The following is a 25,860-nucleotide window of genomic DNA, read 5'->3' as shown; positions in this document are numbered from 1 at the left end:
CCGCGACCCATGACTGACAAGACCGCGGGCGGCGACGTCCGCCTCGCCGGGATCAGCAAGCACTACGGCACGTTCACCGCCGTGCACCCGCTGGACCTCACCATCCCCCAGGGCTCCTTCTTCGCCCTGCTCGGCGCCTCCGGCTGCGGAAAGACCACGACCCTGCGCATGATCGCCGGCCTGGAGGAGCCCTCCACCGGCACGGTGCACCTGGGCGAGCGCGACGTCACCCAGCTGCCCCCGTACAAGCGCCCCGTGAACACGGTCTTCCAGAGCTACGCGCTCTTCCCGCACCTGAGCATCTACGAGAACGTGGCCTTCGGCCTGCGCCGCCGCGGCATCAAGTCCGTCAAGAAGCAGGTCGAGGAGATGCTGGAGCTGGTCGAGCTCGGCCAGTTCGCCCAGCGCAAGCCCCACCAGCTCTCCGGCGGCCAGCAGCAGCGCGTCGCCGTCGCCCGCGCCCTGATCAACCACCCGCAGGTGCTCCTGCTCGACGAGCCCCTCGGCGCCCTCGACCTCAAGCTGCGCCGCCAGATGCAGCTGGAGCTCAAGCGGATCCAGACCGAGGTCGGCATCACCTTCGTGCACGTCACGCACGACCAGGAGGAGGCCATGACCATGGCCGACACCGTCGCCGTGATGAACGGCGGCCGGGTGGAGCAGCTCGGCGCGCCCGCCGAGCTCTACGAGAACCCGCGCACCACCTTCGTCGCGAACTTCCTCGGCACCTCCAACCTCATCGAGGCCGAGGTCGTCGAGACCGGAGGCTCCGACGTCGTCGTCAGCTCCGCCGGGACCAAGCTCCGGCTGCCCGCCGCCCGCTGCTCGACCACCCCCAAGGCCGGCGGGAAGCTGCTGGTGGGCGTGCGCCCCGAGAAGATCTCCCTGGTCCCCGCGGACGAGGAGCACACCGTCGCGGCCGGCCGCAACAAGGTCGTCGGCCGGATCGCCGACTCCTCCTTCATCGGCGTCTCCACCCAGTTCGTGATCGACAGCCCGGTCTGCCCAGAGCTGGAGGTCTACGTACAGAACATCGAGCGCGACCCCCGCCTGACGCCGGGCACCGAGGTGGTCCTCCACTGGAACCCGGAGCACACCTTCGGCCTGGACGCCGCCCAGTCCATGCTTGCAGGGACGACGGGCGACGCGGGCATCGAGACGGTCGAGACGGTCGAGGAGAGCGCATGACCGCCACCGCGGCCCCACCCGAGGCCCCCGCCCCCGCCGAGCCCCCGGTCCACAAGCCCTCCCTGCGCAGACGGCTGGTCCCGTACTGGCTGCTGCTGCCCGGCATCCTCTGGCTGCTCGTCTTCTTCGTGCTGCCGATGATCTACCAGGCCTCCACCTCGGTGCAGACCGGCTCCCTCGAAGAGGGCTTCCAGGTCACCTGGCACTTCGGGACCTACTGGGACGCCTTCACCGAGTACCTCCCGCAGTTCCTGCGCTCCCTGCTGTACGCCGGCACCGCGACCGTGCTGTGCCTGCTGCTCGGCTACCCGCTGGCCTACCTGATCGCCTTCCGGGCGGGCCGCTGGCGCAACCTGCTGCTGGTGCTGGTCATCGCGCCGTTCTTCACCAGCTTCCTGATCCGCACCCTGGCCTGGAAGACGATCCTGTCCGACGGCGGCCCGGTCGTCTCCTTCCTCAACGCGATCGGCTTCCTGGACGTCACCAGCTGGCTCGGCCTCACCGAGGGCGACCGGGTGCTGGCCACGCCGCTCGCGGTGGTCTGCGGCCTCACGTACAACTTCCTCCCCTTCATGATCCTTCCGCTGTACACCTCCCTGGAGCGCATCGACCCGCGCCTCCACGAGGCGGCCGGGGACCTCTACGCCCGCCCCGCCACCACCTTCCGGAAGGTCACCTTCCCGCTGTCCATGCCGGGCGTGGTCTCCGGGACCCTGCTCACCTTCATCCCGGCGAGCGGCGACTACGTCAACGCCGAGCTCCTGGGCTCCACGGACACCCGCATGATCGGCAACGTCATCCAGTCGCAGTACCTGCGCATCCTCGACTACCCGACGGCGGCCGCGCTCTCGTTCATCCTCATGGCCATCGTGCTGGTCATGGTCACCATCTACATCCGCCGGGCGGGGACGGAGGACCTGGTCTGATGCAGTGGCTCCGCCGCAACTTCGTGGTCATCGCCGGTCTCGGCACGCTCGCCTACATGGTGCTGCCGAACCTCGTCGTGACGCTGTTCTCCTTCAACAACCCCGCCGGGCGGTTCAACTACGCCTGGCAGGAGTTCTCCCTCGACGCCTGGAAGGACCCGTGCGGGGTCGCCGACCTCTGCGGCTCCCTGTCCCTGTCGCTCCAGATCGCCCTGTGGTCCACCCCCGCCGCCACCCTGCTGGGCACCGCCATCGCGTTCGCCCTGGTCAGGTATCGGTTCCGGGCGCGCGGCGCGGTCAACTCGCTGATCTTCATGCCCATGGCCATGCCCGAGATCGTGATGGCCGCCTCGCTGCTCGCGCTGTTCCTCAACATGGGCGTCCAGCTGGGCTTCTGGACGATCCTGATCGCCCACATCATGTTCTGCCTCAGCTTCGTCGTCGCCGCCGTCAAGGCGCGCGTGCTGTCGATGGACCCGCGGCTGGAGGAGGCCGCCCGCGACCTCTACGCGGGCCCGGTGCAGACCTTCGTACGGGTCACCCTGCCGATCGCGGCGCCCGGCATCGCGGCCGGCGCACTGCTGGCCTTCGCGCTCTCCTTCGACGACTTCATCATCACCAATTTCAACTCGGGCAACACCGTCACCTTCCCCATGTTCGTGTGGGGATCGGCCCAACGCGGTACGCCCGTGCAGATCAACGTCATCGGCACGGCGATGTTCGTCATCGCGGTGCTGGTGGTCCTCGCCGCCCAGACGGTCGGCAACCGCCGCAAGAAGGCACAGCCCAAGTAACTCTGTAGGGAGTTGGAAGACATGGCCCCAGTCGCCATGCGAAGCGTTGCGAAATCCCTTTCCGAAGCACTGCCGGTCTCGTACTGGCTGGACGACCCCGGCAAGCCCGCCGCACAGCCGGCGCTGACCTCCGACGAGGCCTGCGACCTGCTGGTCATCGGCGGCGGGTACAGCGGCCTGTGGACCGCGCTGATCGCCAAGGAGCGCGACCCCGCCCGGGACGTCGTCCTGATCGAGTCCAAGGAGGCGGGCTGGGCCGCCTCCGGCCGCAACGGCGGCTTCTGCGCCGCCTCCCTCACGCACGGCCTCGCCAACGGCCTGACCCGGTGGCCCGGCGAACTCGCCCGGCTGGAGGAGCTGGGCGCCCGCAACCTCGACGAGATCGAGGCGGCGGTCGCCCGCTACGGCATCGACTGCGACTTCGAGCGCACCGGCGAGATCGACGTGGCCACCGAGCCCCACCAGGTCGAGGAGCTGCGCGCACTCCACGAGGAGGCGCAGAAGCTCGGCCTGGCGGCCGGCTCGCGCTGGCTGGACCGCGACGAGGTGCGCGCCGAGGTCGACTCCCCGACCTTCCTCGCCGGCCTGTGGGACACCGACGGCGTGGCCATGCTCAACCCCGCCAAGCTCGCCTGGGGCCTGAAGCGGGCCTGCCTCGGCCTCGGCGTGCGCATCTACGAGAACACCCGGGGCCTGTCGCTGGCCTCCTCGGGCCCGGGGATGGCCGTGCGCACCCCGTACGGGCGGATCTTCGCCCGGCGGGTGGCCCTCGGCACCAACATCTTCCCCTCCCTGGTCAAGCGGATCCGCCCGTTCACCGTCCCGGTCTACGACTACGCGCTGATGACCGAGCCGCTGACCGCTGACCAGCTGAAGGCCATCGGCTGGCAGCGCCGCCAGGGCATGGGCGACAGCGCCAACCAGTTCCACTACTTCCGGATCACCCCGGACAACCGGATCCTGTGGGGCGGCTACGACGCCGTCTACCCCTACAAGGGCCGGCTCGACTCCGAGTACGACCACCGCCCCGAGACGTACCTGAAGCTGGCGCAGCACTTCTTCACCGCGTTCCCGCAGCTGGAGGGCGTGAACTTCAGCCACGCCTGGGGCGGGGCCATCGACACCTGCTCCCGCTTCTCCGCCTTCTTCGGCACCGCCCACTCCGGCCGGGTCGCGTACGCCGCGGGCTACACCGGGCTCGGCGTCGGCGCCACCCGCTTCGGCGCGGACGTGATGCTCGACCTGCTGGACGGCCTGCGCAGCGAGCGGACCGAACTGCAGATGGTCAGGTCCAAGCCGATGCCGTTCCCGCCCGAGCCGTTCGCCTGGACCGGCATCACCCTCACCAAGTGGTCCCTGGCCCGGGCCGACGCCCGCGGCGGCCGCCGCAACCTGTGGCTGAGGACGCTGGACAAGTTCGGCCTCGGCTTCGACAGCTGACGGCTCCGGGGGGCGCGCACCGGCGTATCCGCGTCTTCGGTGCGTGAGCCGGTTCACCTCCTCGTCCGAACCGAACCCGCGTCATCGTCGCGCCCGGCCCCGCTCTCTCCCGGTGAGGACCCCTCACCTACAGGGAACGGAGGCCGGGCGATGCAGGGCTCGGAGATCAAGACCGTGGTGGACTGGCTCGCGGCGGCGGCCCCGGATCCGGACGCCTTCCGGTGGGACTGGAAGCGCAGCCCCCGGGGGACCGCCCTGCTGCCGGCGGGCCGGCGGTGGGACGTGCTGATCCTGCCCGGGCGGCTGGGGCGGGCGACCCTCGCCGTGCTGCGCCGGCTGCGCGGCCGGCCCGGTCCGGTGCTGGCCGGACCGGGCGGTACCCGGCTGGGCTTCTTCGTGCCGCCGGGCACGGCCTCCGGCTGGATCGGCACCGGCGTACGGGGCGCGGGGCGCGGGACCTGGATCGCGGTCCCGCACCCCGGCCGGGCGGCGCCGGGCGTCCGCTGGCTGGTGGTCCCGGACGGCCGGGGCACGCTCACCGACCCGGCGGTGCTGGAACTCGCGATGCACGAGGCCGCGGCCGAGCTGGCGGCGCCGGCGGCCCGGGAGCCGGACCGCAGTCCGTGACGCCCCCGTGCCCTGCGGCACCCCGGTGCGCGGCGGACCCCCGGTGCCCGGTGGTCCCCGGGCTCAGGGCCCTTCCGGCCGACCGGGCCCGCCCCGCGCTCCGCGGCGGACCGCACGGGCGACGCCGAGCAGGAGCGGCGCGCACAGGAGCAGGCTGGCCAGCACGTCCAGGGGCCAGTGCCAGCCGCGCAGGATCAGGCCGACGGCCGTCGCGCCCGTCAGTACGACGGCCGCGGCCGCCGGCCACGGGCCGCGGACGTACGGGCGCAGCAGCAGGGCCGCCCCGAGGTAGGCGACGGCCGCGGTGGCGGTGTGGCCCGAGGGGAAGTAGCCGGCCGCCCACGGTTCCAGCGGGCCCGGGCGGGCGGTCCACAGTTTCAGCGGGACCACGAGGGCCGGGACCAGGGCCATGGCCAGGCCGGCCGCCAGTGCGCCGGTGCGGTTGCCGCGCCGGACCGCGTACGCCGTCGCCAGCGCCAGGACCGGCACGGCGACCTGGACGTTGCCGAGGTCGGAGAGGCGCTCGGTGACCGAGTCGGGCAAGCCCCGGACCACGGCCCGGCTGAGGGCCTCGTCCGGTGCGAGCAGCGGGCCCGAGACCAGCACCTGCCAGGTCGCGAGGGCGAGGGCCGGCAGGCACAGGAGGAGAAGGAGGAGGGTGGCCGGCCGTCCCGGAACAGGGGGGATGGTTCCGGGACGGCCGGCCGGATCGGGTTGCCGTGCGCCCCGGGGGGTTTGGGGCGTACGGCCGTCCGATCGGTGAGGAGTGCGCGCGAACGCAGGCCCAGTACGGCGCTGGGGAAGCCCGGTACCGGGATCGCCCCCGGTTTCCCGGGAGCGGGGTGTCTCACTCATCTGCAGAAACCGTACGGCAGCGGAAAGGGGACCGACAGCAGGAACGCGGTCCTGCCATCGGCCCCCCACATCTTCTTCACAGCGCCCGACCGTTACCGGCGGTACCGTCTGGGACGCGTGTTCGGAAGTCCGCTCAGATGCCCGCTCAGATGCCGGCGAACGCGGCCTCGATGATGTCCAGGCCCTCGTTCAGGAGGTCCTCGCCGATGACGATCGGCGGCAGGAAGCGGAGCACGTTGCCGTAGGTACCGCAGGTGAGGACGATCACGCCCTCGGCGTGGCACGCCTTGGCCAGCGCGGCGGCGGCCTCCGGGTTCGGGGTCTTGGACTCCGGGTCCTTGACCAGCTCGATGGCGATCATGGCGCCGCGGCCGCGGATGTCGCCGATGATCTCGTGCTTCTCCTGCATCGCGGTCAGGCGCGACTTCATGATGGACTCGATCTTCTTCGCCTTGGCGTTGAGGTCGAGCTCCTTCATCGTCTCGATGGAGCCCAGCGCACCGGCGCAGGCCACCGGGTTGCCGCCGTAGGTGCCGCCCAGGCCGCCCGCGTGCGGGGCGTCCATGATCTCGGCGCGGCCGGTCACGGCGGCCAGCGGCAGACCGCCGGCGATGCCCTTGGCGGTGGTGATCAGGTCCGGGACGATGCCCTCGTCCTCGCACGCGAACCACTGGCCGGTGCGGCAGAAGCCGGACTGGATCTCGTCCGCGACGAAGACGATGCCGTTGTCGTTGGCGAACTTCACGATCGCCGGCAGGAAGCCCTTGGCCGGCTCGATGAAGCCGCCCTCGCCGAGGACCGGCTCGATGATGATCGCGGCGACGTTCTCGGCGCCGATCTGCTTGGTGATCTGGTCGATCGCCTGGGCGGCGGCCTCGGGGCCGCAGTTCTCGGCACCGGTGGGCCAGCGGTAGCCGTAGGCGACCGGGACGCGGTAGACCTCGGGGGCGAACGGGCCGAAGCCGTTCTTGTACGGCATGTTCTTCGCCGTCAGCGCCATGGTGAGGTTGGTGCGGCCGTGGTAGCCGTGGTCGAAGACGACGACGGCCTGGCGCTTGGTGTACGCACGGGCGATCTTGACGGCGTTCTCGACGGCCTCCGCGCCGGAGTTGAACAGGGCCGACTTCTTCGCGTGGTCGCCCGGGGTCAGCTCGGCGAGCGCCTCGCAGACCTCCACGTAGCCCTCGTACGGGGTGACCATGAAGCAGGTGTGCGTGAAGTCGGCGAGCTGCGCGGTGGCGCGGCGCACGACGGCCTCGGCGGAGCCGCCGACCGAGGTCACGGCGATGCCGGAACCGAAGTCGATCAGGCGGTTGCCGTCGACGTCCTCGAGGATGCCGCCGTCCAGCCGCGCGGTGAAGACGGGCAGTACGGAGCCCACGCCGCCGGCGACCGTCTCCAGACGGCGGGCCTGCAGCTCCTGCGACTTGGGACCGGGGATCGCGGTGACGAGCTTGCGCTCCTGCGGGACAGCAGTCATGGAGGGCTCCTGGGGGTGTTTTCGGACGCACTTGTGTCTTTGTCCGCAGGCTAGGCCCGGGGGAGGGGGTAAGGCATGCTCCGTTCGGGAGTGGTCTGCGCGTGTCCTTGTCCGCGGCGGCCATAGGAAGGGTGCGGCGCACGCCCCGCGGTCGCGCGGCGACACCGGCCGGTACCGGCCCGGATCCGCCTCCGGGCAACTACATTGAGCGACGCAGCGCAGGCACGGGCAGGGGGGCAGGGTTTCATGGACACCGAGGGCACGCCGCACGGCACCGGCGAGAGGCGGCCGCCGCACGGCGGCCAGGTCCCGCGGCCCGCCGGCCCGCCGCCGGTCTCCGCGGTGCCGCCCGCCCCCGCGGCCCCGCCCGCCGCACCGCCCGCGCCACCCTCCGTGGCACCGCCCGCGGCGGTGCCAGCGCAGTCCGCGCCCGGGTTGCCGCCCAAGCCGGCCCGCGCCCCCGGCGCCGGGCCCTCCCTCGGCGACTGGCTCCGCACCCCCCGCGTCCCCGACGGGCCGGGGACGTGGTCGTACGGGCACCGGCCCCGCCCCGCCGAGGAGCCGGAGCGCACCCCGACCCGCCAGCTCGTCAGCGGGGCCCTGATCGCCCTGCTCGCCGGGCTGCTGCTGTGGTCCCTGCTGTGGAACGGATACCTGGGCGGCTTCTGGCTCTGGCCGCTCTACATGTTCACGCCCGACTCCTGGGCCGGGACGATGCCGTCCGTCGTCGCCGCCTACGTCTGGTACGGCCTCGTCGGCCTCACCCTCGCCGTGGGCTTCGGCCGCCTCGGCCGCTGGCCCGAGCTGGCCCGCCGCGTCCTCGGCAGCCGCCCCGTCAAGGCCGTCACCACCGTGCACACCGCCCCCGAGCGGCCCGAACCGGGCGGCCCCGAGGACCCGGCCTCCTGGCCCCAGCTGCGGCAGGCGGGGCTCCCGGACCTCGCCGACCGGCTCGCCGACGAGGTCGCCTCCGGCCGGATGAACGACGTGGACTTCACCCGCATCCGGCGCGCCTGGGACTCCGTGCGCGCCGACCCCTCGCGGGCCGTGGCCTTCGCCGCAGCCGTGCGGGACAAGGGCGCCGCCGCCTGCCTGCACCCCTCCGGCGCCCGCGACCTGCCCGTCCGGGCCGCCCGGCACGACCTGCTGGCCCGGCAGGTGCTGCTCGGCACCGTCGACCCCGGCGAGCGCAACCCGTACGCCCGCCGCGGCACCAGCCTCGCCCTCGACCCCTCCGTGCTCGGCACGTCGCTGCTCGCCGTCGGCCCCTCCGGCGCGGGCAAGACCGACCGGCTCGTGCGTCCCGTCGTCGAATCCCTCGCCCTCCAGGCCCTCGCCGGACAGGCCGCCGTCATCGCGGTCGCCTCGGCCGGCACCCGCCTGGGCCCCGACGACGGATTCGACGTCGTGGTCCGCGTAGGCGATCCCGACTCCGTCTACGACCTCGACCTCTACGGCGGCACCACCGACCCCGACGAGGCCGCGACCCTGCTCGCCGAGGCCTTCGTCGGCGACGTCCCCGGCCTTGAGGTGCGCCGCGCCGCGACCGCCCTGGCCCAGCTCCTCGGCCCGTTCCGGACCGCGTACGGCCGCTTCCCCGCCGTGCCGGAACTGCGCGAGCTCCTCGACCGGGTGCCCGGCGCCCTCGACGGGCTGCGCGCCGACCTCGACGCCGCCGGGCAGCACGTCATGCTCCGCGAGCTCGCCGCCCGCGACCGGCAGCACGGCACCCACGGCGACCCCGGACCGGCCCTCGCCGACCGGGTGGCCCTGCTGGACCGGCCCGCGTTCGCCGGCTTCTTCGACACCACCGGCCAGGGGCGGCCCTTCTCCCTGCGCACCCTGGAACACCCGCTGCGGGTCCGCATCGACCTGCCCGAGCGCGGGCACGCCGATGCCTCCCGGATCCTGGCCCGGCTGCTCCTCGCCCAGTTCAACGCCTCCGCCGCCGCCCGCACGGACCGGTCCCTGTTCGCCTTCCTCGCCTTCGACGACGCCTCGCACACCCTCACCCCGCAGACCGTCCGCGGACTGCAGCGGCTGCGTTCGGCCCACGCGGGCGTCCTGCTCGCCCTGCGCACCCTGGACGACGTGCCCGAGGCGCTGCGCACCCCGCTGCTCGGCGCGGTCGGCTGCCGGATGGCCTTCTCCGGCGTCACCACCTGGGACGGCAAGCGCTTCGCGGAGGCGTGGGGCACCGAGTGGGTGGAGACCCGCGACGTCACCCACCGGACCGTCTTCGCCGACCAGCCCCTCACCCGGGCCGTGCACGCCTTCCGCAAACTCGTCACCGGCAAGGCCGTCACCACGGACGCGGTGACCGTACGGCAGGTGGAGCGCGAGCGCTGGTCGGCCTCCGACCTCGCGCACGCCGTACCGCCGGGGCACGCGGTGCTGTCGCTGACGTCGGTGCGGGGCGAGCGGGCGGCCCCGCTCCTGGTCCGGCTCGCCGGGACCGGCTGAGCGGACCCGTACGGGGTGGCAGAATCGAGGAGAGCCGTTCGTACGGCACGGCGAAATCACCGGATCGTTCCCCTGCTCCCCCCCGCTCCCCCGTCTAAGGCCCCTGGTACCCGATGCCGCTCACCCTCGCCTCACTCGTCCAGCACTCGGCGCTCAAGCTCAGCGTCCGGGCCGGGGAGGGCCGCCTGGACACCCCGGTGCGCTGGGCCCACGTCAGCGAGCTCGCCGACCCCGTCCCCTATATGGAGGGCGGGGAACTCCTCCTCATCACCGCGATGAAGCTGGACGCCGACGATCCGCAGGAGATGCGCCGCTACGTCCGCCGGCTCGCCGCGGCCGGCGTCGTCGGCATCGGCTTCGCCGTCGGCGTGAACTACGAGGAGATCCCGCAGGCGCTCGTCGACGCCGCCCGCGCCGAGGACCTCCCGCTGCTGGAAGTGCCCCGGCGGACCCCGTTCCTCGCCATCAGCAAGGCCGTCTCCGCAGCCCTCGCAGCCGACCAGTACCGGGCGGTCACCGCCGGCTTCGAGGCGCAGCGCGAGCTGACCCGGGCCGCCCTCGCCGCCGACGGGCCCGCCGAGCTGCTGGCCCGGCTGGCCGCGCACGTGCACGGCTGGGCCGCCCTCTACGACACCTCCGGCGCCGTCGTCGCCGCCGCCCCGGAGTGGGCCGCCCGCCGGGCCGCCCGGCTCACCCCCGACGTGGAGCGGCTGCGCGAGCGCCCGGCACCGGCCAGCGCCGTGGTCGGCGGCGCCGAGGACCGCGTCGAGCTCCAGTCGCTGGGCACCGGTCGGCGGGCCCGCGGAGCCCTCGCCGTGGGCACCGGGGCGCCCCTCGGCACCGCCGAGCGGTACGCCGTCCACTCCGCGGTGGCCCTGCTCACCCTGACCACCGAGCGCTCGCGGTCGCTCCACGACGCCGAGTCCCGGCTGGGGGCGGCGGTGCTGAGGATGCTGCTGGCCGGGGAGGCCGAGCACGCGCGGACCGTGGCCGGCGACCTCTACGGCAGCCTGCTGGACGCGCCGTTCCGGCTGGCGGTGGCCGAGCCGGCACTGCTGGGCACCGCACAGCCCCAGGGCCTCGCCCAGCTGACCGACACCATGGAGTCGGCCGCCGCCCGGACCGGGGAGGCGCTGCTCGTGGTGCCCGAGGCGGGCCGGCTGCTGGTGCTCGCAGCCGACGGCGGCGCGGCGGTCCAGGCCTGCGCCGACCACGCCGAGGCCCTCGAATCGCGGCGCGGCCGCGAGGCCACCGGGCCGGAACCGGACGAACTGGTGATCGGGATGTCCGGCCCCGCCGACCCGTCGGGCGTGGCGGCGGCGTACAAGCAGGCCGACCAGGCGCTGGCCGTGGCCCGGCGGCGCGGCCGCCCGATGGTGGAGCACGAGGACCTCGCCGCCGGATCGGTGCTCCCGCTGCTCGCCGACGAGGCCGTACGGGCCTTCGCGGACGGCACGCTGCGGGCGCTGCGCGAGCACGACGAGAAGGGCCGCGGCGACCTGGAGGCCTCCCTCCAGGCCTGGCTGTCGCGGCACGGCCAGTGGGACGCGGCGGCGGCCGACCTCGGCGTGCACCGGCACACCCTGCGCTACCGGATGCGGCGGGTGGAGGAGATCCTCGGCCGCTCACTGGACGACCCGGACGTCCGCATGGAACTGTGGCTCGCCCTCAAGGCGTCCGCGCCGGTGTCGTAGCCGCCGCACGGGGCCCCGTGCGCGGGCTCCGGCGGAAAACACTGCCAAACCGGCGAAGCCGGACGCGGAGGTTCTCCACCACGGACAAGCCACAGAGCGGGCGCGCCGCCCTACCGTGAGAGGGACAGGCGGCGCTCCGCGCCGTACCGCACACATCCGAAGGGCCGGGATCCGCATGACCTCCACCCACGCCTTCTGGCTCGCCGGTCGCCCGGCCACCGGCGAGGACAGCTTCGACGTCCACAACCCGTGGGACGGCCGTCTCGTCGGCACCGTCAGCGTGCCGACCGACGCCCAGGTCGAAGAGGCCGTGGCCGCGGCCCACGCCGTGACGGCGGAGTTCTCCGCGACCCCCGCACACGTCCGCGCCGCCGCCCTGGACCACGTGTCCAAGCGACTCGTCGAGCGCACCGAGGAGATCGCCCAGGTGATCTCCGCCGAGAACGGCAAGCCCATCAAGTGGGCCCGCGGCGAGGTCGGCCGCGCCGTGTCCGTGTTCCGCTTCGCCGCCGAGGAAGCCCGCCGCTTCAACGGCGGGGAGGCCCAGCGCCTGGACACCGACGCCGGCGGCGTCGGCCGCCTGGCCCTGACCCGCCGCTTCGTCAAGGGCCCGGTCCTCGGCATCGCGCCGTTCAACTTCCCGCTGAACCTGTGCGCCCACAAGGTGGCCCCCGCCATCGCCGTCGGCGCGCCGATCATCCTGAAGCCGGCCCCGGCCACCCCGCTCTCCGGCCTCATCCTCGGCGAGCTGCTCGCCGAGACCGACCTCCCGGCCGGCTCCTGGTCGGTCCTGCCGGTCGCCAACGACAAGATGCCGGCCCTGGTCCAGGACGACCGCCTGCCCGTCATCTCCTTCACCGGCTCCGACAAGGTCGGCTACGCCATCCAGCAGTCGGTGCCGCACAAGCACTGCACCCTGGAGCTCGGCGGCAACGCCGCCGCCGTCGTCCTCGACGACTGGTCCTCCGAGACCGACCTGGACTGGGCCGCCACCCGCATCGCGACCTTCTCCAACTACCAGGCCGGCCAGTCCTGCATCTCCGTGCAGCGCGTGATCGCCGACGCCTCCGTCTACGACCGCCTCGTCGAGAAGGTCGTCGCGAAGGTCCAGGCGCAGGTCACCGGCGACCCCGCAGACGACGCCACCGACGTCGGCCCGCTGGTCTCCGAGGACGCCGCCAAGCGCGTCGAGTCCTGGGTCGACGAGGCCGTCTCCGCCGGCGCCAAGCTGCTCACCGGCGGCAAGCGCGAGGGCGCCTCGTACGAGCCGACCGTCCTCGCCGACCTGCCCGACGGCGTCACCCTCGCCTGCGAGGAGGTCTTCGGACCGGTCCTCACCCTGCACCGGGTCGAGAACACGGACGAGGCCTTCGCCAAGGTCAACGACTCCAAGTTCGGCCTGCAGACCGGCGTGTTCACCCACGACGTCCAGACCGCGTTCCGCGCCCACCGCGAGCTCGAGGTCGGCGGCGTGATCATCGGTGACGCGCCGTCCTACCGCGCCGACCAGATGCCCTACGGCGGCGTCAAGCAGTCGGGTGTCGGCCGCGAGGGCGTCCGCTACGCGATGGACGACTACACGTACGAGCGAGTCCTGGTCCTGACCGGCCTGAACATCTGATTTCGTACGTCCACCCGGCCGACGGCCGGAGCCCACTGTGCGGGGGCTCCGGCCGTTGCTCTTCCCGCGCGGCCCGACCCGGGCGGCGGCTCCTGGCTCGTGGCCCCGGACCCGACCTGCCAGGACGGCCGCACCGGCACACGGTCAGCAGGGCCCCGGCCGACCGGCCCGGGGCCCTGCCGTGCAGTGGAACGGACGACGGCGGTCGCTCAGGACTTGCCGCGGCTCTCGGCCTCGGCCCTGGCGATGGCCTCGGCCTCGGCCTCGGCCAGTTCGATGGCGACGCCGAACGCCTGCGTGATGTGACGTGCGGCCGACATGACGCGTGCCGTGCCCACGACGGGGGCGATCGCGACGAGGACGTCCTGCAGTTGCTCAACCGTCACGTTGGCCTTGATCGCGGGGTTGATGTGGGCCAGGTACGAGATCGCCGGCGCGTCCATCGCCACGAGCGCGGCGATGCGGGTGAGGAGCAGTGTCTCGTCGTCCATGCCGCACCGCTCGATGGAGTCGATGGTCATGGCGGCGAGCGTGTCGAGAACAGGAGCGTCAGACGCAGTGGCCATATCCGGACCGCCTTCTGGGCTGTGGGAGCCGCCGACGCGCCCCACCCTGGACGAGGACACCGAGGTCCACCTCGCGTCGACGGATTGCCCTCTCACCGTAGGGGCCTTCCGGCCCGCGCGCACTTCCGCCCGAGCAGGGCCGACCCGCTCGGCTTCTCCCGCCCGCCCGCCCGGTTTCTCCCGCCCGCCGCCCGGCTTTCCCCCGACCGGCCCACCCGAGCTTTTCCCGGCGGACGAAACGGGTACGACTGACAGGTAGCACCCGCTGGTAGTCAGAAGCGTCCCCCATCGGCGGCGAGGTGAGCCCCCTCATGTCCGCAACACAACCCGCACAGCCCAAGGTGACCGAGCGCGACGCACGGCAGGTCGCGGAGGCGGCCAGGGAACAGGACTGGCACAAACCGAGCTTCGCCAAGGAACTGTTCCTCGGCAGGTTCCGCCTCGACCTGATCCACCCGCACCCGCAGCCCTCCGACGAGGACGTCCGGCGCGGCGAGGCCTTCCTCGCCCGGCTCAGGGAGTTCTGCGAGACCGCCGTCGACGGCCCCCGCATCGAGCGGGAGGCGCGGATCCCCGACGAGACCGTGCGCGGGCTCAAGGAGCTCGGCGCCCTCGGCATGAAGATCGACCCCAAGTACGGGGGCCTCGGCCTGACCCAGGTGTACTACAACAAGGCGCTGGCCCTCGTCGGCTCGGTCAGCCCCGCCATCGGCGCGCTGCTCTCCGCCCATCAGTCGATCGGCGTCCCGCAGCCGCTGAAGATGTTCGGCACCCAGGAGCAGAAGGAAACCTTCCTCCCACGCTGCGCCACCACCGCCATCAGCGCCTTCCTGCTCACCGAACCGGACGTCGGCTCCGACCCGGCCCGGCTGGCCACCACCGCCGTCCCGGACGGCGACGACGCGTACGTCCTCGACGGCGTGAAGCTGTGGACCACCAACGGCGTCGTCGCGGACCTCCTCGTCGTGATGGCGCGGGTGCCCGTCTCGGAGAACCACCGCGGCGGGATCACCGCGTTCGTCGTCGAGGCGGACTCGCCCGGCATCACCGTCGAGCACCGCAACGCCTTCATGGGCCTGCGCGGCCTGGAGAACGGCGTCACCCGCTTCCACCGGGTCCGCGTCCCCGCCTCGCAGCGCATCGGCGCCGAGGGAGCCGGCCTGAAGATCGCGCTGACCACCCTCAACACCGGCCGGCTGTCCCTGCCCGCCATGTGCGTCGGCGCCGGCAAGTGGTGCCTGAAGATCGCCCGCGAGTGGTCCGGCGTCCGCGAGCAGTGGGGCCGCCCGGTCGCCCGCCACGAAGCCGTCGGCGCCAAGATCTCCTTCATCGCCGCCACCACCTTCGCGCTGGAATCCGTCGTCGACCTCGCCTCCCAGATGGCCGACGAGGACCGCAACGACATCCGTATCGAGGCGGCCCTCGCCAAGCTCTACGGCTCCGAGATGGCCTGGCTCATGGCCGACGAGCTCGTCCAGATCCGCGGCGGACGCGGCTTCGAGACGGCCGAGTCCCTCGCCGCCCGCGGCGAGCGCGCCGTCCCCGCCGAACAGATGCTGCGCGACCTGCGCATCAACCGGATCTTCGAGGGCTCCACGGAGATCATGCACCTCCTGATCGCCCGCGAGGCCGTCGACGCCCACCTGTCGGTCGCCGGCGACCTCATCGACCCCGACAAGGACCTCGGCGACAAGGCCAGGGCCGGAGCCCGCGCCGCCGGGTTCTACGCCCGCTGGCTGCCCAAACTCGCCACCGGCCCCGGCCAGGTCCCGGGCAGCTACCGGGAGTTCCACCCCGCCGACCACCCCGACCTCTCCGCCCACCTGCGCCACGTGGAGCGCAGCGCCCGCAAGCTCGCCCGGTCCACCTTCTACGCCATGTCCCGCTGGCAGGGCCGGATGGAGACCAAGCAGGGCTTCCTCGGCCGGATCGTCGACATCGGCGCCGAGCTCTTCGCGATGAGCGCGGCCTGCGTCCGCGCCGAGCACCTGCGCGCCACCGGCGACCACGGCCGCGAGGCCTACCAGCTGGCCGACGCCTTCTGCCGGCAGTCCCGCATCCGCGTCGAGGAGCTCTTCGGGCGGCTCTGGAGCAACACCGACGACCTGGACCGCAAGGTCGTCGCCGGGGTCCTCGCCGGCAGCTACACCTGGCTGGAGGAGGGCGTCCTCGACCCCTCCGGCGACGGCGCGTGGATCGCCGACGCCGCCCCCGGCCCGTCCACCCGGGAAAACGTGCACCGCCCCTTCCGCTGACCTGCGATCATCGCCGGGCGCCGGTTGAGGCGTACACGGCCGGCGACGGGGAATCGGATGCATGTGAACGCGGACAGGGAGAGCCGGCGGCTCGCCTGGTGCGTGGCGCTGCTGCTGCGCCACGCACCGGACGCCGTCGCCGCCGGGGTCCTCGGGCGGCTCGACGCCTCCACCCGCCGCTACCTGTGCCGGGACGAGTACCTTCCGGCCCCCGTCGTCACCCTGCTGCTGCGGGACGGCAGCGCCGAGGACCGCGCCACCGTCGCCCGCAACCCGCACGTGCTCGGCCGGCCGCTGCCCGGGCTGCCCGGCCCCGCCCGGTACGCCGCCCGCCCCGGCCCCCCGCCCGCCCTGCTCGCCACCCTCGGCGCCGAGCTCGGACGGGCGCCGCAGCCGCCGCTGACCGGCGCCGAGGTGATCGGCCTGCTGCGCCGGCACGGCCGCCGCCGGCCGCGGATCCCGCTCGACGTCCTCACCCTGGAACACGAGCTCGACCCCGCCCTGCTGCTGCGCGAGCACGCCCGCTCCCCGCTGCCGCCCGGATCCGCAGAGGCCCTGCTGCTGGTCGGCGGGCTCGACCGGCAGGCCTGCCTCGCCCTCCTCGACACCCGCGCGCAGGAGGCGCACGGACCGGGCTGGCACCGGCCCGCGGTCCGCGCCGTCCGCGCCGGCACCCTCACCTTCGACGAACTCGCGGCCGCCGTGGCACCGGCCCACCGCACCCTGCTCCTCGGACAGCAGCACGCCGCCGGAAGCCTGGGCTGGAACCTCGCCGAACGGGCCGGAATGCGCTCCGCCCTGACCCGGGTGCTGCGCCCGGCGCTCGGCGAGGACCCGCGGCTGTGGGCCGAACTCCGCCGCCACGCCCCCGGATTCCGCGGCACCCTGCCCGAGCTGGCCGCCGCGGTGACCGCCGGGGCCGCGCCCCGCCCGTATCCCGGGGGCGGGATACCCGGCCTCGCGCAGGCCGTCGACGCCCTCGCCCCCGGCTCCGCACGGCCGGCCGCCGACGGCGTCGACCGCGAGCTGGCCCTCGCCAGCCTCGGGGTGCCCAACGCCATGGGCGACCTGCGCGAGGACGTGCGCTGGGTCCGCGCCTGCCTGGACCGCGGCGTGCTCACCGGCACCGACGTCGTCCGCCACAAGGCACCCGCCGCCTGGGCCCTGGACGAGGACCACTGGCTCGGCGACACCGACCACCCCGACCGGCACGACCGGCCCGGGGCCGTCCTCGCCGCCCGCGCCGAGGCCGACCGGCTGTGCGACGCCGCCCTAGGAACCGACCCCGACGCCTGGTGGGCCGCCGCCCGCGCGCTGCCCGACTGCGTCGGCACCCTGCCCGAACTGCTCGCCGACGTGCTGCGCGGGGACCCGGGCGGGGACGCCCGCGGGGACTCCGTGTCCGAGCGCTCCTGAGTTGCCGCCACAATGGGGGAATGAGCGACAGTCCAGCCCCCCTCGCCGATCCGCACCTCCTCTTCGACGCCGCGGCCGGCCGCCGGGACGTCGTCGTCCTCGGCTCCACCGGGTCGATCGGCACCCAGGCCATCGACCTGGCCCTGCGCAATCCGGACCGGTTCCGGGTGACGGCGCTGTCCGCCGCCGGCGGGCGCCCGGGGCTACTGGCCGAGCAGGCCCGGCAGCTGCGGGTCGACACCGTGGCCGTGGCCCGCGAGGACGCCGTACCGGCCCTGAAGGAGGCGCTGAGCGCCGCCTACGGAGCCTCCGAGCCGCTGCCCGAGATCCTGGCCGGGCCGGACGCCGCGACCGACCTCGCCGGCTCCGCGTGCCACACCGTCCTCAACGGCATCACCGGCTCCATCGGCCTCGCCCCGACCCTCGCCGCGCTCCGGGCGGGTCGGACCCTCGCCCTGGCCAACAAGGAGTCGCTGATCGTCGGCGGCCCGCTGGTCAAGGAGCTCGCGCAGCCCGGGCAGATCATCCCGGTCGACTCCGAGCACGCCGCCCTCTTCCAGGCCCTCGCCGCCGGCACCCGGGCCGACGTCCGCAAGCTCGTCGTCACCGCCTCCGGCGGGCCGTTCCGCGGCCGGACCCGCGCCGAGCTGGCCTCCGTCACCGTCGAGGACGCGCTCGCGCACCCCACCTGGGCCATGGGCCCGGTCATCACGGTCAACTCGGCGACCCTGGTCAACAAGGGGCTGGAGGTCATCGAGGCGCACCTGCTCTACGACATCCCGTTCGACCGCATCGAGGTCGTCGTCCACCCCCAGTCGTACGTCCACTCGATGGTGGAGTTCTCCGACGGCTCCACCCTCGCCCAGGCCACCCCGCCCGACATGCGCGGCCCGATCGCCATCGGCATCGGCTGGCCGCAGCGGGTCCCGGACGCCGCCCCCGCCTTCGACTGGACCAAGGCGTCGACGTGGGAGTTCTTCCCGCTCGACACCGAGGCCTTCCCGGCCGTGGACCTGGCCCGGCACGTGGGCACGCTCGGCTCCACCGCCCCCGCCGTGTTCAATGCGGCGAACGAGGAGTGCGTGGACGCGTTCCTGGCCGGTCGGCTGCCGTTCACAGCAATCATGGATACGGTCTCTGCCGTGGTCGATGAGCACGGGACGCCGGACACGGGAACTTCCCTCACCGTGGAGGACGTCCTCGAAGCGGAGACCTGGGCCAGGGCCCGGGCACGGGAGATGGCGGCACGGGCCGCCGTGGAGGCGCGCGCATGACAGCACTCATGACGGTGCTCGGCATACTCATCTTCGTATTCGGGCTGCTCGTCTCGATCGCCTGGCACGAGCTGGGCCACCTCTCCACGGCCAAACTCTTCGGCATCCGCGTGCCCCAGTACATGGTCGGCTTCGGGCCGACCATCTGGTCCCGGCACAAGGGCGAGACGGAGTACGGCATCAAGGCCATCCCGATGGGCGGCTACATCCGCATGATCGGGATGTTCCCGCCCGGCGACGACGGCAAGATCACCGCCCGGTCGACGTCCCCGTTCCGCTCGATGATCGAGGACGCCCGCTCGGCGGCGTACGAGGAGCTCCAGCCGGGCGACGAGTCGCGGTTGTTCTACACGCGCAAGCCGTGGAAGCGCGTCATCGTGATGTTCGCCGGCCCGTTCATGAACCTGGTGCTGGCACTCGCGGTCTTCTTCGGCGTCTGGACGACCTTCGGCGTCAACCAGACCACCACGAAGATCGCCAGCGTCTCGCCGTGCGTCATCCAGCAGAGCGAGAAGCGGGAGGTCTGCAAGGCCGGCGACCCCGTCGCCCCCGCCAAGGCCGCCGGCCTGCGGGCGGACGACCGGATCGTCGCCTTCAACGGCCGCGTCGTCTCCGACTGGTCCGTCCTGCAGAAGCGCATCCGCGACACCGTCGGCCCCGCCACCGTCACCGTCGAGCGGGACGGGCAGCGCCTGACCCTGCCCGTCACGCTGATCGAGAACCGGGTCGCCAGGACCGACGGCCACGGCGGCTACGTCAAGGGCGAGTACGTCACGGCCGGCTGGCTCGGCTTCAGCCCGAAGAACGAGACCACGCCCCTGACCTTCGGCCAGTCCGTCAGCCACATGGGCGAGGAGGTCGACCGGAGCCTGGAGGGGCTGCTCAAGCTGCCCGCCAAGATCCCGGGCCTGTGGAACGCCGCCTTCGACGGCGCCGAGCGCGAACCCGACTCGCCGATGGGCATCGTGGGTGCGGCCCGGATCAGCGGCGAGATCGCCACCCTCGACATCCCCGCCACGGACCGGCTGGTGTTCTTCCTCCAGCTCGTCGGCTACTTCAACCTCTCCCTGTTCCTGTTCAACATGCTCCCGCTGCTGCCGCTCGACGGCGGGCACATCGCGGGCGCCCTGTGGGAGTCGGTGCGGCGCACCGTGGCCAAGGTGTTCCGGCGGCCCGACCCGGGCCCGTTCGACGTGGCCAAGCTGATGCCCGCCGCGTACGTGGTGGCGGGCGTCTTCGTCTGCTTCACGCTGCTCGTCCTCGTGGCCGACGTGGTGAACCCGATCAAGATCACCTGATTCGACCGCATGTGCGCCGGGTGCGCGACGGGCCGGGTACGTATCGTGCCCGGCCCGTCGCGCACGGGTGTCCGGGCCCCTCGGATGCAGGGGCGGCGGCCACGTTGGCGTAACCTCGAAGCCGGAGCCCGCCGATCTCGGGACCTCGATCCACACCTTGGGGTTGCACAGCAGATGACTGCCATCTCTCTCGGAATGCCGTCCGTGCCGACGAAGCTTGCCGACCGCCGGGTCAGCCGCAAGATCCAGGTCGGTACGGTGGCTGTCGGTGGCGACGCACCCGTGTCGGTGCAGTCCATGACCACCACCCGTACCTCCGACATCGGCGCCACGCTCCAGCAGATCGCGGAGCTGACCGCTGCCGGCTGCGAGATCGTCCGCGTGGCCTGCCCGACCCAGGACGACGCCGACGCCCTCGCCGTCATCGCGAAGAAGTCGCAGATCCCGGTCATCGCCGACATCCACTTCCAGCCCAAGTACGTGTTCGCCGCGATCGACGCCGGCTGCGCCGCGGTCCGCGTGAACCCGGGCAACATCAAGCAGTTCGACGACAAGGTCAAGGAGATCGCGAAGGCCGCCGGCGACGCGGGCACGCCGATCCGCATCGGCGTCAACGCCGGCTCCCTCGACCGCCGCCTGCTCCAGAAGTACGGCAAGGCCACCCCCGAGGCGCTGGTCGAGTCCGCGCTGTGGGAGTGCTCCCTCTTCGAGGAGCACGGCTTCCGCGACATCAAGATCTCGGTCAAGCACAACGACCCGGTCGTCATGGTCAACGCCTACCGCCAGCTGGCCGCCCGGTGCGACTACCCGCTGCACCTCGGCGTCACCGAGGCCGGCCCCGCCTTCCAGGGCACCATCAAGTCCGCCGTCGCCTTCGGCGCCCTGCTCGCCGAGGGCATCGGCGACACCATCCGCGTCTCCCTCTCGGCCCCGCCGGTCGAGGAGGTCAAGGTCGGCCGCCAGATCCTGGAGTCGCTGAACCTCAAGCCGCGCCGCCTGGAGATCGTCTCCTGCCCCTCCTGCGGCCGCGCCCAGGTGGACGTCTACAAGCTCGCCGAAGAGGTCACCGCCGGCCTCACCGGCATGGAGGTCCCGCTGCGCGTCGCGGTCATGGGCTGCGTCGTCAACGGCCCGGGCGAGGCCCGCGAGGCCGACCTCGGCGTCGCCTCCGGCAACGGCAAGGGCCAGATCTTCGTCAAGGGCGAGGTCATCAAGACCGTTCCCGAGTCGAAGATCGTCGAGACCCTCATCGAGGAGGCGATGAAGATCGCCGAGCAGATGGAGAAGGACGGCGTCGCCTCCGGCGAGCCCACCGTCGCCATCGGCGTCTGAGCTCCGCCAGCCCTCCGCACGCAACCGGCCACGGCCCCGTTCCCGCAGCTCGCGGGCGGGGCCGCGGCCTTTTCGTGACTCGTGCGACCAGGCATTCCACCGGTGCGGCGGGTACAGTTCGACAGATCAGCAGCCCTGTAGGTGAGGCCCCAGTGTTGACGCAGACCACCACGCGGGTCCTCGACCCCGGCGACCTCGACGCCGCACTCGCGATCCTGGAGCGCGAACCCGTCGAGAACGCCTTCGTCACCTCCCGGGTGCAGGTCGCCGGCCTCGACCCCTGGCGGCTCGGCGGCGAGATGTGGGGCTACTACGCGGGCGGCGTGCTGCGCTCCCTGTGCTACGCGGGCGCCAACCTCGTCCCCGTCTGCGCCGACCCCGACGCCGTACGGGCCTTCGCCGACCGCGCCCGGCGCACCGGCCGCCGCTGCTCCTCCATCGTCGGCCCTGCCGAGGCCACCGGCCTGCTGTGGCGGCTCCTGGAGCCCAGCTGGGGCCCGGCCCGCGAGGTCCGCGCCCACCAGCCGCTCATGGTCACGCGGCAGCCGTCCACCGAGGTGCGGCCCGACCCGCTGGTGCGCCGCGTCCGCAAGGACGAGATGGACCTGATCATGCCCGCCTGCGTGGCCATGTTCACCGAGGAGGTCGGCGTCTCGCCGCTGGCCGGCGACGGCGGGCTCCTCTACCAGGCCCGGGTGGCCGAGCTGGTGGGTTCCGGCCGCTCCTTCGCCCGCGTCGAGAACGGCAAGGTCGTCTTCAAGGCGGAGATCGGCGCCGCCACCGCCTCGGCCTGCCAGATCCAGGGCGTGTGGGTGGCCCCCGAGTTCCGCGGCCGCGGGCACTCCGAGAGCGGCATGGCCGCCGTCATCGCCTACGCGCTGCGCGACGTGGCGCCCGTGGTCAGCCTGTACGTCAACGACTTCAACACCGCCGCGCGGGCGGCGTACCGGCGCGTCGGCTTCCGCGAGGTCGGCGCGTTCATGAGCGTCCTGTTCTGAGCGGCCCGGGGGAGGCCCGGCGCGCCCCCCGCCGCCCGGCGCGACACCTCGCCGCACCGCAGCACCGCCGCACTTCCCCGGAGCCGCCCAGTCGGCGGGAACTCCCCCCTGGCACCCGCTCGGGCATACCGGCGGGGCGGGACCGCCGAGTAAGGTCACCGCATGCTGCCTACCCCCGAGGGCGACGTCCCCGCCCGGCCCGCCGGACTGAGCATCGGCCCCCTCGACCTCGCCGCGCGCGTCGACGAGGCCCTGCGCGTGCAGGCCGTCGCCTTCGGGCTCAGCGAGGAGGAGGTCGGCATCCGGCGCTACATCGTCCAGCGCCACATGACCTGCCGCGGCGCCCGGGCCCTCGGCGCGTTCACCGACGACGGGGCGCTGGCCGGGTTCGTCTACGGGATGCCGAACGACCGCGCCTACTGGTGGTCCTCGATCGTCGAACCGTACCTGCGCGCCGAGGGGCACGACGCCTGGCTCGACGACTCCTTCGTCATCACCGAACTGCACGTCCACCCCGGCTTCCAGGGCCGCGGCGTCGGCCGCGCCCTCATCACCCGGATCACCGACGCCGCCGGGGAGCCCCGCTCGATCCTCTCCGCCATCGACGCCGAGAGCCCGGCCCGCCGGCTCTACCACGCCCTCGGCTACACCGATCTCGCCCGCCAGGTCCACTTCCCGAGCGCGCGCCTGCCGTACGCCGTCATGGGCGCCCCGCTGCCGCTGCGCAGGCCCTGAATTCCGTTTCGGCGCGGCGGGGCCGCCCCGGTAGCCTCCCGTCATGGCAACGCAACACGTTCAGCGCATGTCCCGCCTCATGGCCAGGACCCTCCGGGAGGACCCGGCCGACGCCGAGACCCTCAGCCACCGCCTCCTCGTCCGCGCCGGCTACGTCCGCCGCAGCTCGGCCGGTGTGTGGACCTGGCTGCCGCTCGGCAAGCGGGTCCTGGACAACGTCTCGCGCATCGTCCGCGAGGAGATGGACGCCATCGGTGCCCAGGAGGTGCTGCTCCCGGCGCTGCTGCCGAAGGAACCGTACGAGGTCAGCGGGCGCTGGACGGAGTACGGCGACCTGCTGTTCCGGCTCAGGGACCGCAAGGGCGCGGAGTACCTGCTCGGCCCCACCCACGAGGAGATCTTCACCCTCGTCGTGAAGGACCAGTGCACGTCCTACAAGGACCTGCCGGTGATGCTCTACCAGATCCAGACCAAGTACCGCGACGAGGCCCGGCCCCGCTCCGGCGTGCTGCGCGGCCGCGAGTTCCAGATGAAGGACTCGTACTCCTTCGACGTCAGCGAGGAGGGGCTCGCCGAGTCCTACGCCCTGCACCGGGCCGCGTACCAGCGGATCTTCACCCGCCTCGGCCTCGACCACCGGATCGTCTCGGCGGTCTCGGGCGCGATGGGCGGTTCCGCCTCGGAGGAGTTCCTGGCGCCCGCGGCGGCCGGCGAGGACACCTTCGTGGACTGCCCCGCCTGCGACTACGCGGCCAACACCGAGGCGGTCACCTTCGTCCCGGACCCGGCGGCCGCGGAGGCGGGCGCCGAGCACCCCGCCCTGGAGGAGATCCCCACCCCCGACACCCCGACGATCGAGACGCTCGCCGCCCACCTCGGCGTCCCCGCGTCGGCCACGCTGAAGAACCTCCTGGTGAAGGTGGACGGCGAGATCACGGCCGTCGGCGTGCCCGGGGACCGGGAGGTCGACCTCGGCAAGCTGGGCGAGCACCTCGCCCCGGCGGTGGTGGAGTTGGTGACGGCCGAGGACTTCGTCGACCGCCCCGACCTGGTACGCGGCTACGTGGGCCCGCAGGGCCTCGACAAGGTCCCGTACATCGCCGACCCCCGTGTCACGCCCGGCACTTCGTGGGTGACGGGGGCCAACCGGGCCGACACGCACGCCCGGAACGTGGTCTGCGGCCGTGACTTCGAGGTCGACCGGTACCTCGACGTGGTCGTCGTGCAGCCCGGCGACCCCTGCCCGCGCTGCGGGGCCGGACTGCGGCTCGACCGCGCCATCGAGATCGGCCACATCTTCCAGCTGGGCCGCAAGTACGCGGACGCCTTCGGGCTGGACGTGCTGGGCCGCGAGGGCAAGCCGGTGCGGGTCACGATGGGCAGCTACGGCATCGGCGTCTCGCGGGCCGTGGCGGCGCTGGCCGAGCAGACCGCCGACGAGCGCGGCCTGTCCTGGCCGGCGGAGGTGGCCCCCGCGGACGTCCACGTCGTCGCGGCGGGCAAGGCCGTCCAGCTGGGGCTCGCGGAATCGGCGGCCACGGCGCTGGCGGAGTCCGGGCTGCGGGTCCTGCTCGACGACCGGGCCGGCCTCTCGCCGGGCGTGAAGCTCACCGACGCCGAGCTGATCGGCGTGCCGTGGATCCTGGTGGCGGGCCGCAGGTCCGCCGACTCCGTGGTCGAACTCCAGCACCGCGCCACCGGCGCCCGCGAGGAGCTCCCCCTGGACGAGGCCCTGGACCGCCTGCGCGCGGCCCGCTGACCCCGTCGCCGGCTGCCGGGCCCCCGTGACCCGGCAGCCGGGGCGACCTCAGCCGGCCGGACCGGCCGCCCGGCCGGTGTCGGCAGGGAACAGGGGCTCGGGGTCCTCCTCGATCGCGGGGGCGGACGGCAGCCCGGCGTCCACCGCGGGCAGCTCGGGCGCGGCGGGCGCGGGCGCGGCCGGGGTGCTGTATTCGACGACGGCTTCGTACCCGGCGTCGGCATCCGCGGTGCCGCCTCCCGCGGTGCCGCCTTCCACCGCGTCGGCTTCCGCGCCGGTCCCGGCCGCCGACGGCGCTCCGGCAGCGCCGACCCGCCGCGCTCCGGCAGCCGGCCTGGGCTGGGCCTCGCCCTCGGTACCACCCGGGGTCGCCCGCTCCAGGAAGCGCAGCAGCTCCACCGGGAAGGGCAGCACCAGCGTGGAGTTCTTCTCCGCCGCCACCGCCACCACCGTCTGCAGCAGCCGCAGCTGGAGCGCCGCCGGCTGGTCCGACATCACCGCCGCCGCCTCGGCCAACTTCTTCGACGCCTGGAGCTCCGCATCCGCGTTGATCACCCGGGCCCGGCGCTCGCGGTCGGCCTCCGCCTGCCGCGCCATCGACCGCTTCATCGTCTCCGGCAGCGAGACGTCCTTGATCTCGACCCGGTCGATCTGCACGCCCCACCCCACGGCCGGGCTGTCGATCATCAGCTCCAGGCCCTGGTTCAACATCTCCCGATTGGACAGCAGGTCGTCCAGGTCCGACTTGCCGATGATCGAGCGCAGCGAGGTCTGCGCCATCTGCGAGACCGCGAAGCGGTAGTCCTCCACCTCGATGATGGCGCTCGCCGGGTCCACGACCTTGAAGTACACGACCGCGTCGACCCGCACCGTGACGTTGTCCCGGGTGATGCCCTCCTGGGCGGGCACCGGCATCGTCACGATCTGCATGTTCACCTTGTGCAGCCGGTCGACGAACGGCACGACCATGGTGAAGCCCGGGGGCCGGACGCCCTCCCGCAGTCGGCCGAAGCGGAGGACCACGCCCCGCTCGTACTGCCTCACGACCCGGGCGGCGGCACCCGTGTACACCACCACCGCCAGTGCCGCCGCGACACCCGCTGCAAGCAGTTCCTGGACCATGACGGCCTCCTGCCGGG

Annotated in this window: 20 protein-coding genes; 16 read left to right on the top strand and 4 right to left on the bottom strand. The window is 73.2% G+C overall.

The genetic code is table 11. From position 1 onward, the window contains the following. Positions 1 to 9 precede the first annotated feature (9 nt). From ACSHWO_RS10025 to ACSHWO_RS10005, 5 genes are all read left to right on the top strand, one after another. On the top strand, positions 10 to 1,188 hold the full coding sequence (locus tag ACSHWO_RS10025; RefSeq protein ID WP_438311261.1) for an ABC transporter ATP-binding protein: 1,179 nt from the start codon (positions 10 to 12) through the stop codon (positions 1,186 to 1,188). Further along, positions 1,185 to 2,114: an ABC transporter permease gene (locus tag ACSHWO_RS10020; RefSeq protein ID WP_361095356.1), complete on the top strand. Its 930-nt coding sequence runs from the start codon at positions 1,185 to 1,187 to the stop codon at positions 2,112 to 2,114. The genes ACSHWO_RS10025 and ACSHWO_RS10020 overlap by 4 nt, the downstream gene beginning before the upstream one ends. Continuing rightward, positions 2,114 to 2,908 (top strand): ABC transporter permease, encoded by a 795-nt coding sequence (locus ACSHWO_RS10015; RefSeq protein ID WP_438311259.1) that lies wholly within the window; start codon positions 2,114 to 2,116, stop codon positions 2,906 to 2,908. Before ACSHWO_RS10020 ends, ACSHWO_RS10015 begins: the two co-directional genes overlap by 1 nt. A 21-nt stretch (positions 2,909 to 2,929) precedes the next feature. Continuing rightward, positions 2,930 to 4,348: an NAD(P)/FAD-dependent oxidoreductase gene (locus ACSHWO_RS10010; RefSeq protein ID WP_438311257.1), complete on the top strand. Its 1,419-nt coding sequence runs from the start codon at positions 2,930 to 2,932 to the stop codon at positions 4,346 to 4,348. Positions 4,349 to 4,498: 150 nt separating this feature from the next. Further along, positions 4,499 to 4,975, top strand: a complete 477-nt coding sequence (locus tag ACSHWO_RS10005; RefSeq protein ID WP_438311255.1) for a hypothetical protein — start codon at positions 4,499 to 4,501, stop codon at positions 4,973 to 4,975. Between the two features lie 63 nt (positions 4,976 to 5,038). Here ACSHWO_RS10005 and ACSHWO_RS10000 read toward each other — a convergent pair whose 3' ends face one another. Then, a complete protein-coding gene (locus ACSHWO_RS10000; protein WP_404242027.1) occupies positions 5,039 to 5,581 on the bottom strand; it encodes a phosphatase PAP2 family protein in 543 nt (180 codons plus the stop codon). Between the two features lie 394 nt (positions 5,582 to 5,975). Further along, positions 5,976 to 7,310, bottom strand: a complete 1,335-nt coding sequence (gabT, locus tag ACSHWO_RS09995) for a 4-aminobutyrate--2-oxoglutarate transaminase (protein WP_361095371.1) — start codon at positions 7,308 to 7,310, stop codon at positions 5,976 to 5,978. Positions 7,311 to 7,556: 246 nt separating this feature from the next. Between gabT and ACSHWO_RS09990 the strand changes: the two genes are divergently transcribed. The 3 genes from ACSHWO_RS09990 (at position 7,557) to ACSHWO_RS09980 (ending at position 13,088) form a co-directional block, all read left to right on the top strand. Further along, positions 7,557 to 9,773, top strand: a complete 2,217-nt coding sequence (locus ACSHWO_RS09990) for an ATP-binding protein (protein WP_438311252.1) — start codon at positions 7,557 to 7,559, stop codon at positions 9,771 to 9,773. A gap of 113 nt (positions 9,774 to 9,886) precedes the next feature. Beyond that, positions 9,887 to 11,467: a PucR family transcriptional regulator gene (locus ACSHWO_RS09985; RefSeq protein ID WP_438311250.1), complete on the top strand. Its 1,581-nt coding sequence runs from the start codon at positions 9,887 to 9,889 to the stop codon at positions 11,465 to 11,467. Between the two features lie 175 nt (positions 11,468 to 11,642). Then, positions 11,643 to 13,088 (top strand): aldehyde dehydrogenase family protein, encoded by a 1,446-nt coding sequence (locus tag ACSHWO_RS09980; protein ID WP_361095380.1) that lies wholly within the window; start codon positions 11,643 to 11,645, stop codon positions 13,086 to 13,088. Between the two features lie 209 nt (positions 13,089 to 13,297). On the opposite strand, the gene ACSHWO_RS09975 is transcribed toward ACSHWO_RS09980, so the two are convergent. Continuing rightward, positions 13,298 to 13,654, bottom strand: coding sequence for a carboxymuconolactone decarboxylase family protein (locus ACSHWO_RS09975; RefSeq protein ID WP_438311248.1), 357 nt, complete (start codon positions 13,652 to 13,654; stop codon positions 13,298 to 13,300). Between the two features lie 311 nt (positions 13,655 to 13,965). Between ACSHWO_RS09975 and ACSHWO_RS09970 the strand changes: the two genes are divergently transcribed. From ACSHWO_RS09970 to ACSHWO_RS09935, 8 genes are all read left to right on the top strand, one after another. Further along, positions 13,966 to 15,909 carry an acyl-CoA dehydrogenase family protein gene (locus ACSHWO_RS09970; protein WP_438311246.1) on the top strand — a complete coding sequence of 648 codons (1,944 nt, stop codon included), beginning with the start codon at positions 13,966 to 13,968 and terminating at the stop codon, positions 15,907 to 15,909. 63 nt (positions 15,910 to 15,972) lie between these two features. Further along, the gene (locus ACSHWO_RS09965) at positions 15,973 to 17,325 is read left to right on the top strand and encodes a hypothetical protein (protein WP_438311244.1); all 1,353 of its coding nucleotides are present in this window, start codon (positions 15,973 to 15,975) and stop codon (positions 17,323 to 17,325) included. Positions 17,326 to 17,345: 20 nt separating this feature from the next. Next, positions 17,346 to 18,599 (top strand): 1-deoxy-D-xylulose-5-phosphate reductoisomerase, encoded by a 1,254-nt coding sequence (dxr, locus tag ACSHWO_RS09960; RefSeq protein WP_361095389.1) that lies wholly within the window; start codon positions 17,346 to 17,348, stop codon positions 18,597 to 18,599. Next, positions 18,596 to 19,897, top strand: a complete 1,302-nt coding sequence (locus ACSHWO_RS09955) for a M50 family metallopeptidase (protein WP_438311242.1) — start codon at positions 18,596 to 18,598, stop codon at positions 19,895 to 19,897. Before dxr ends, ACSHWO_RS09955 begins: the two co-directional genes overlap by 4 nt. 174 nt (positions 19,898 to 20,071) lie before the next feature. Further along, a complete protein-coding gene (ispG, locus tag ACSHWO_RS09950) occupies positions 20,072 to 21,229 on the top strand; it encodes a flavodoxin-dependent (E)-4-hydroxy-3-methylbut-2-enyl-diphosphate synthase (RefSeq protein ID WP_361095395.1) in 1,158 nt (385 codons plus the stop codon). A 152-nt stretch (positions 21,230 to 21,381) separates the two neighbouring features. Next, positions 21,382 to 22,227 carry a GNAT family N-acetyltransferase gene (locus ACSHWO_RS09945; RefSeq protein ID WP_361095398.1) on the top strand — a complete coding sequence of 282 codons (846 nt, stop codon included), beginning with the start codon at positions 21,382 to 21,384 and terminating at the stop codon, positions 22,225 to 22,227. A 162-nt stretch (positions 22,228 to 22,389) separates the two neighbouring features. After that, entirely contained in the window at positions 22,390 to 22,962 is a 573-nt protein-coding gene (locus ACSHWO_RS09940) for a GNAT family N-acetyltransferase (protein ID WP_361095400.1), read from the top strand. Positions 22,963 to 23,005: 43 nt separating this feature from the next. After that, positions 23,006 to 24,721, top strand: coding sequence for a proline--tRNA ligase (locus ACSHWO_RS09935; protein ID WP_438311238.1), 1,716 nt, complete (start codon positions 23,006 to 23,008; stop codon positions 24,719 to 24,721). A gap of 48 nt (positions 24,722 to 24,769) precedes the next feature. Here the strand turns inward: ACSHWO_RS09935 and ACSHWO_RS09930 are convergent, their stop codons facing one another. Continuing rightward, complete coding sequence (locus ACSHWO_RS09930; RefSeq protein ID WP_438311236.1) at positions 24,770 to 25,843, bottom strand: slipin family protein; 1,074 nt, start codon at positions 25,841 to 25,843, stop codon at positions 24,770 to 24,772. Positions 25,844 to 25,860 lie beyond the last annotated feature (17 nt).

The sequence above is a fragment of the Streptomyces pallidus (ex Mingjun et al. 2026) genome (assembly GCF_051550185.1).
Lineage (GTDB): Bacteria > Actinomycetota > Actinomycetes > Streptomycetales > Streptomycetaceae > Streptomyces.
This window is presented reverse-complemented; position numbering and strand designations above follow the sequence as displayed.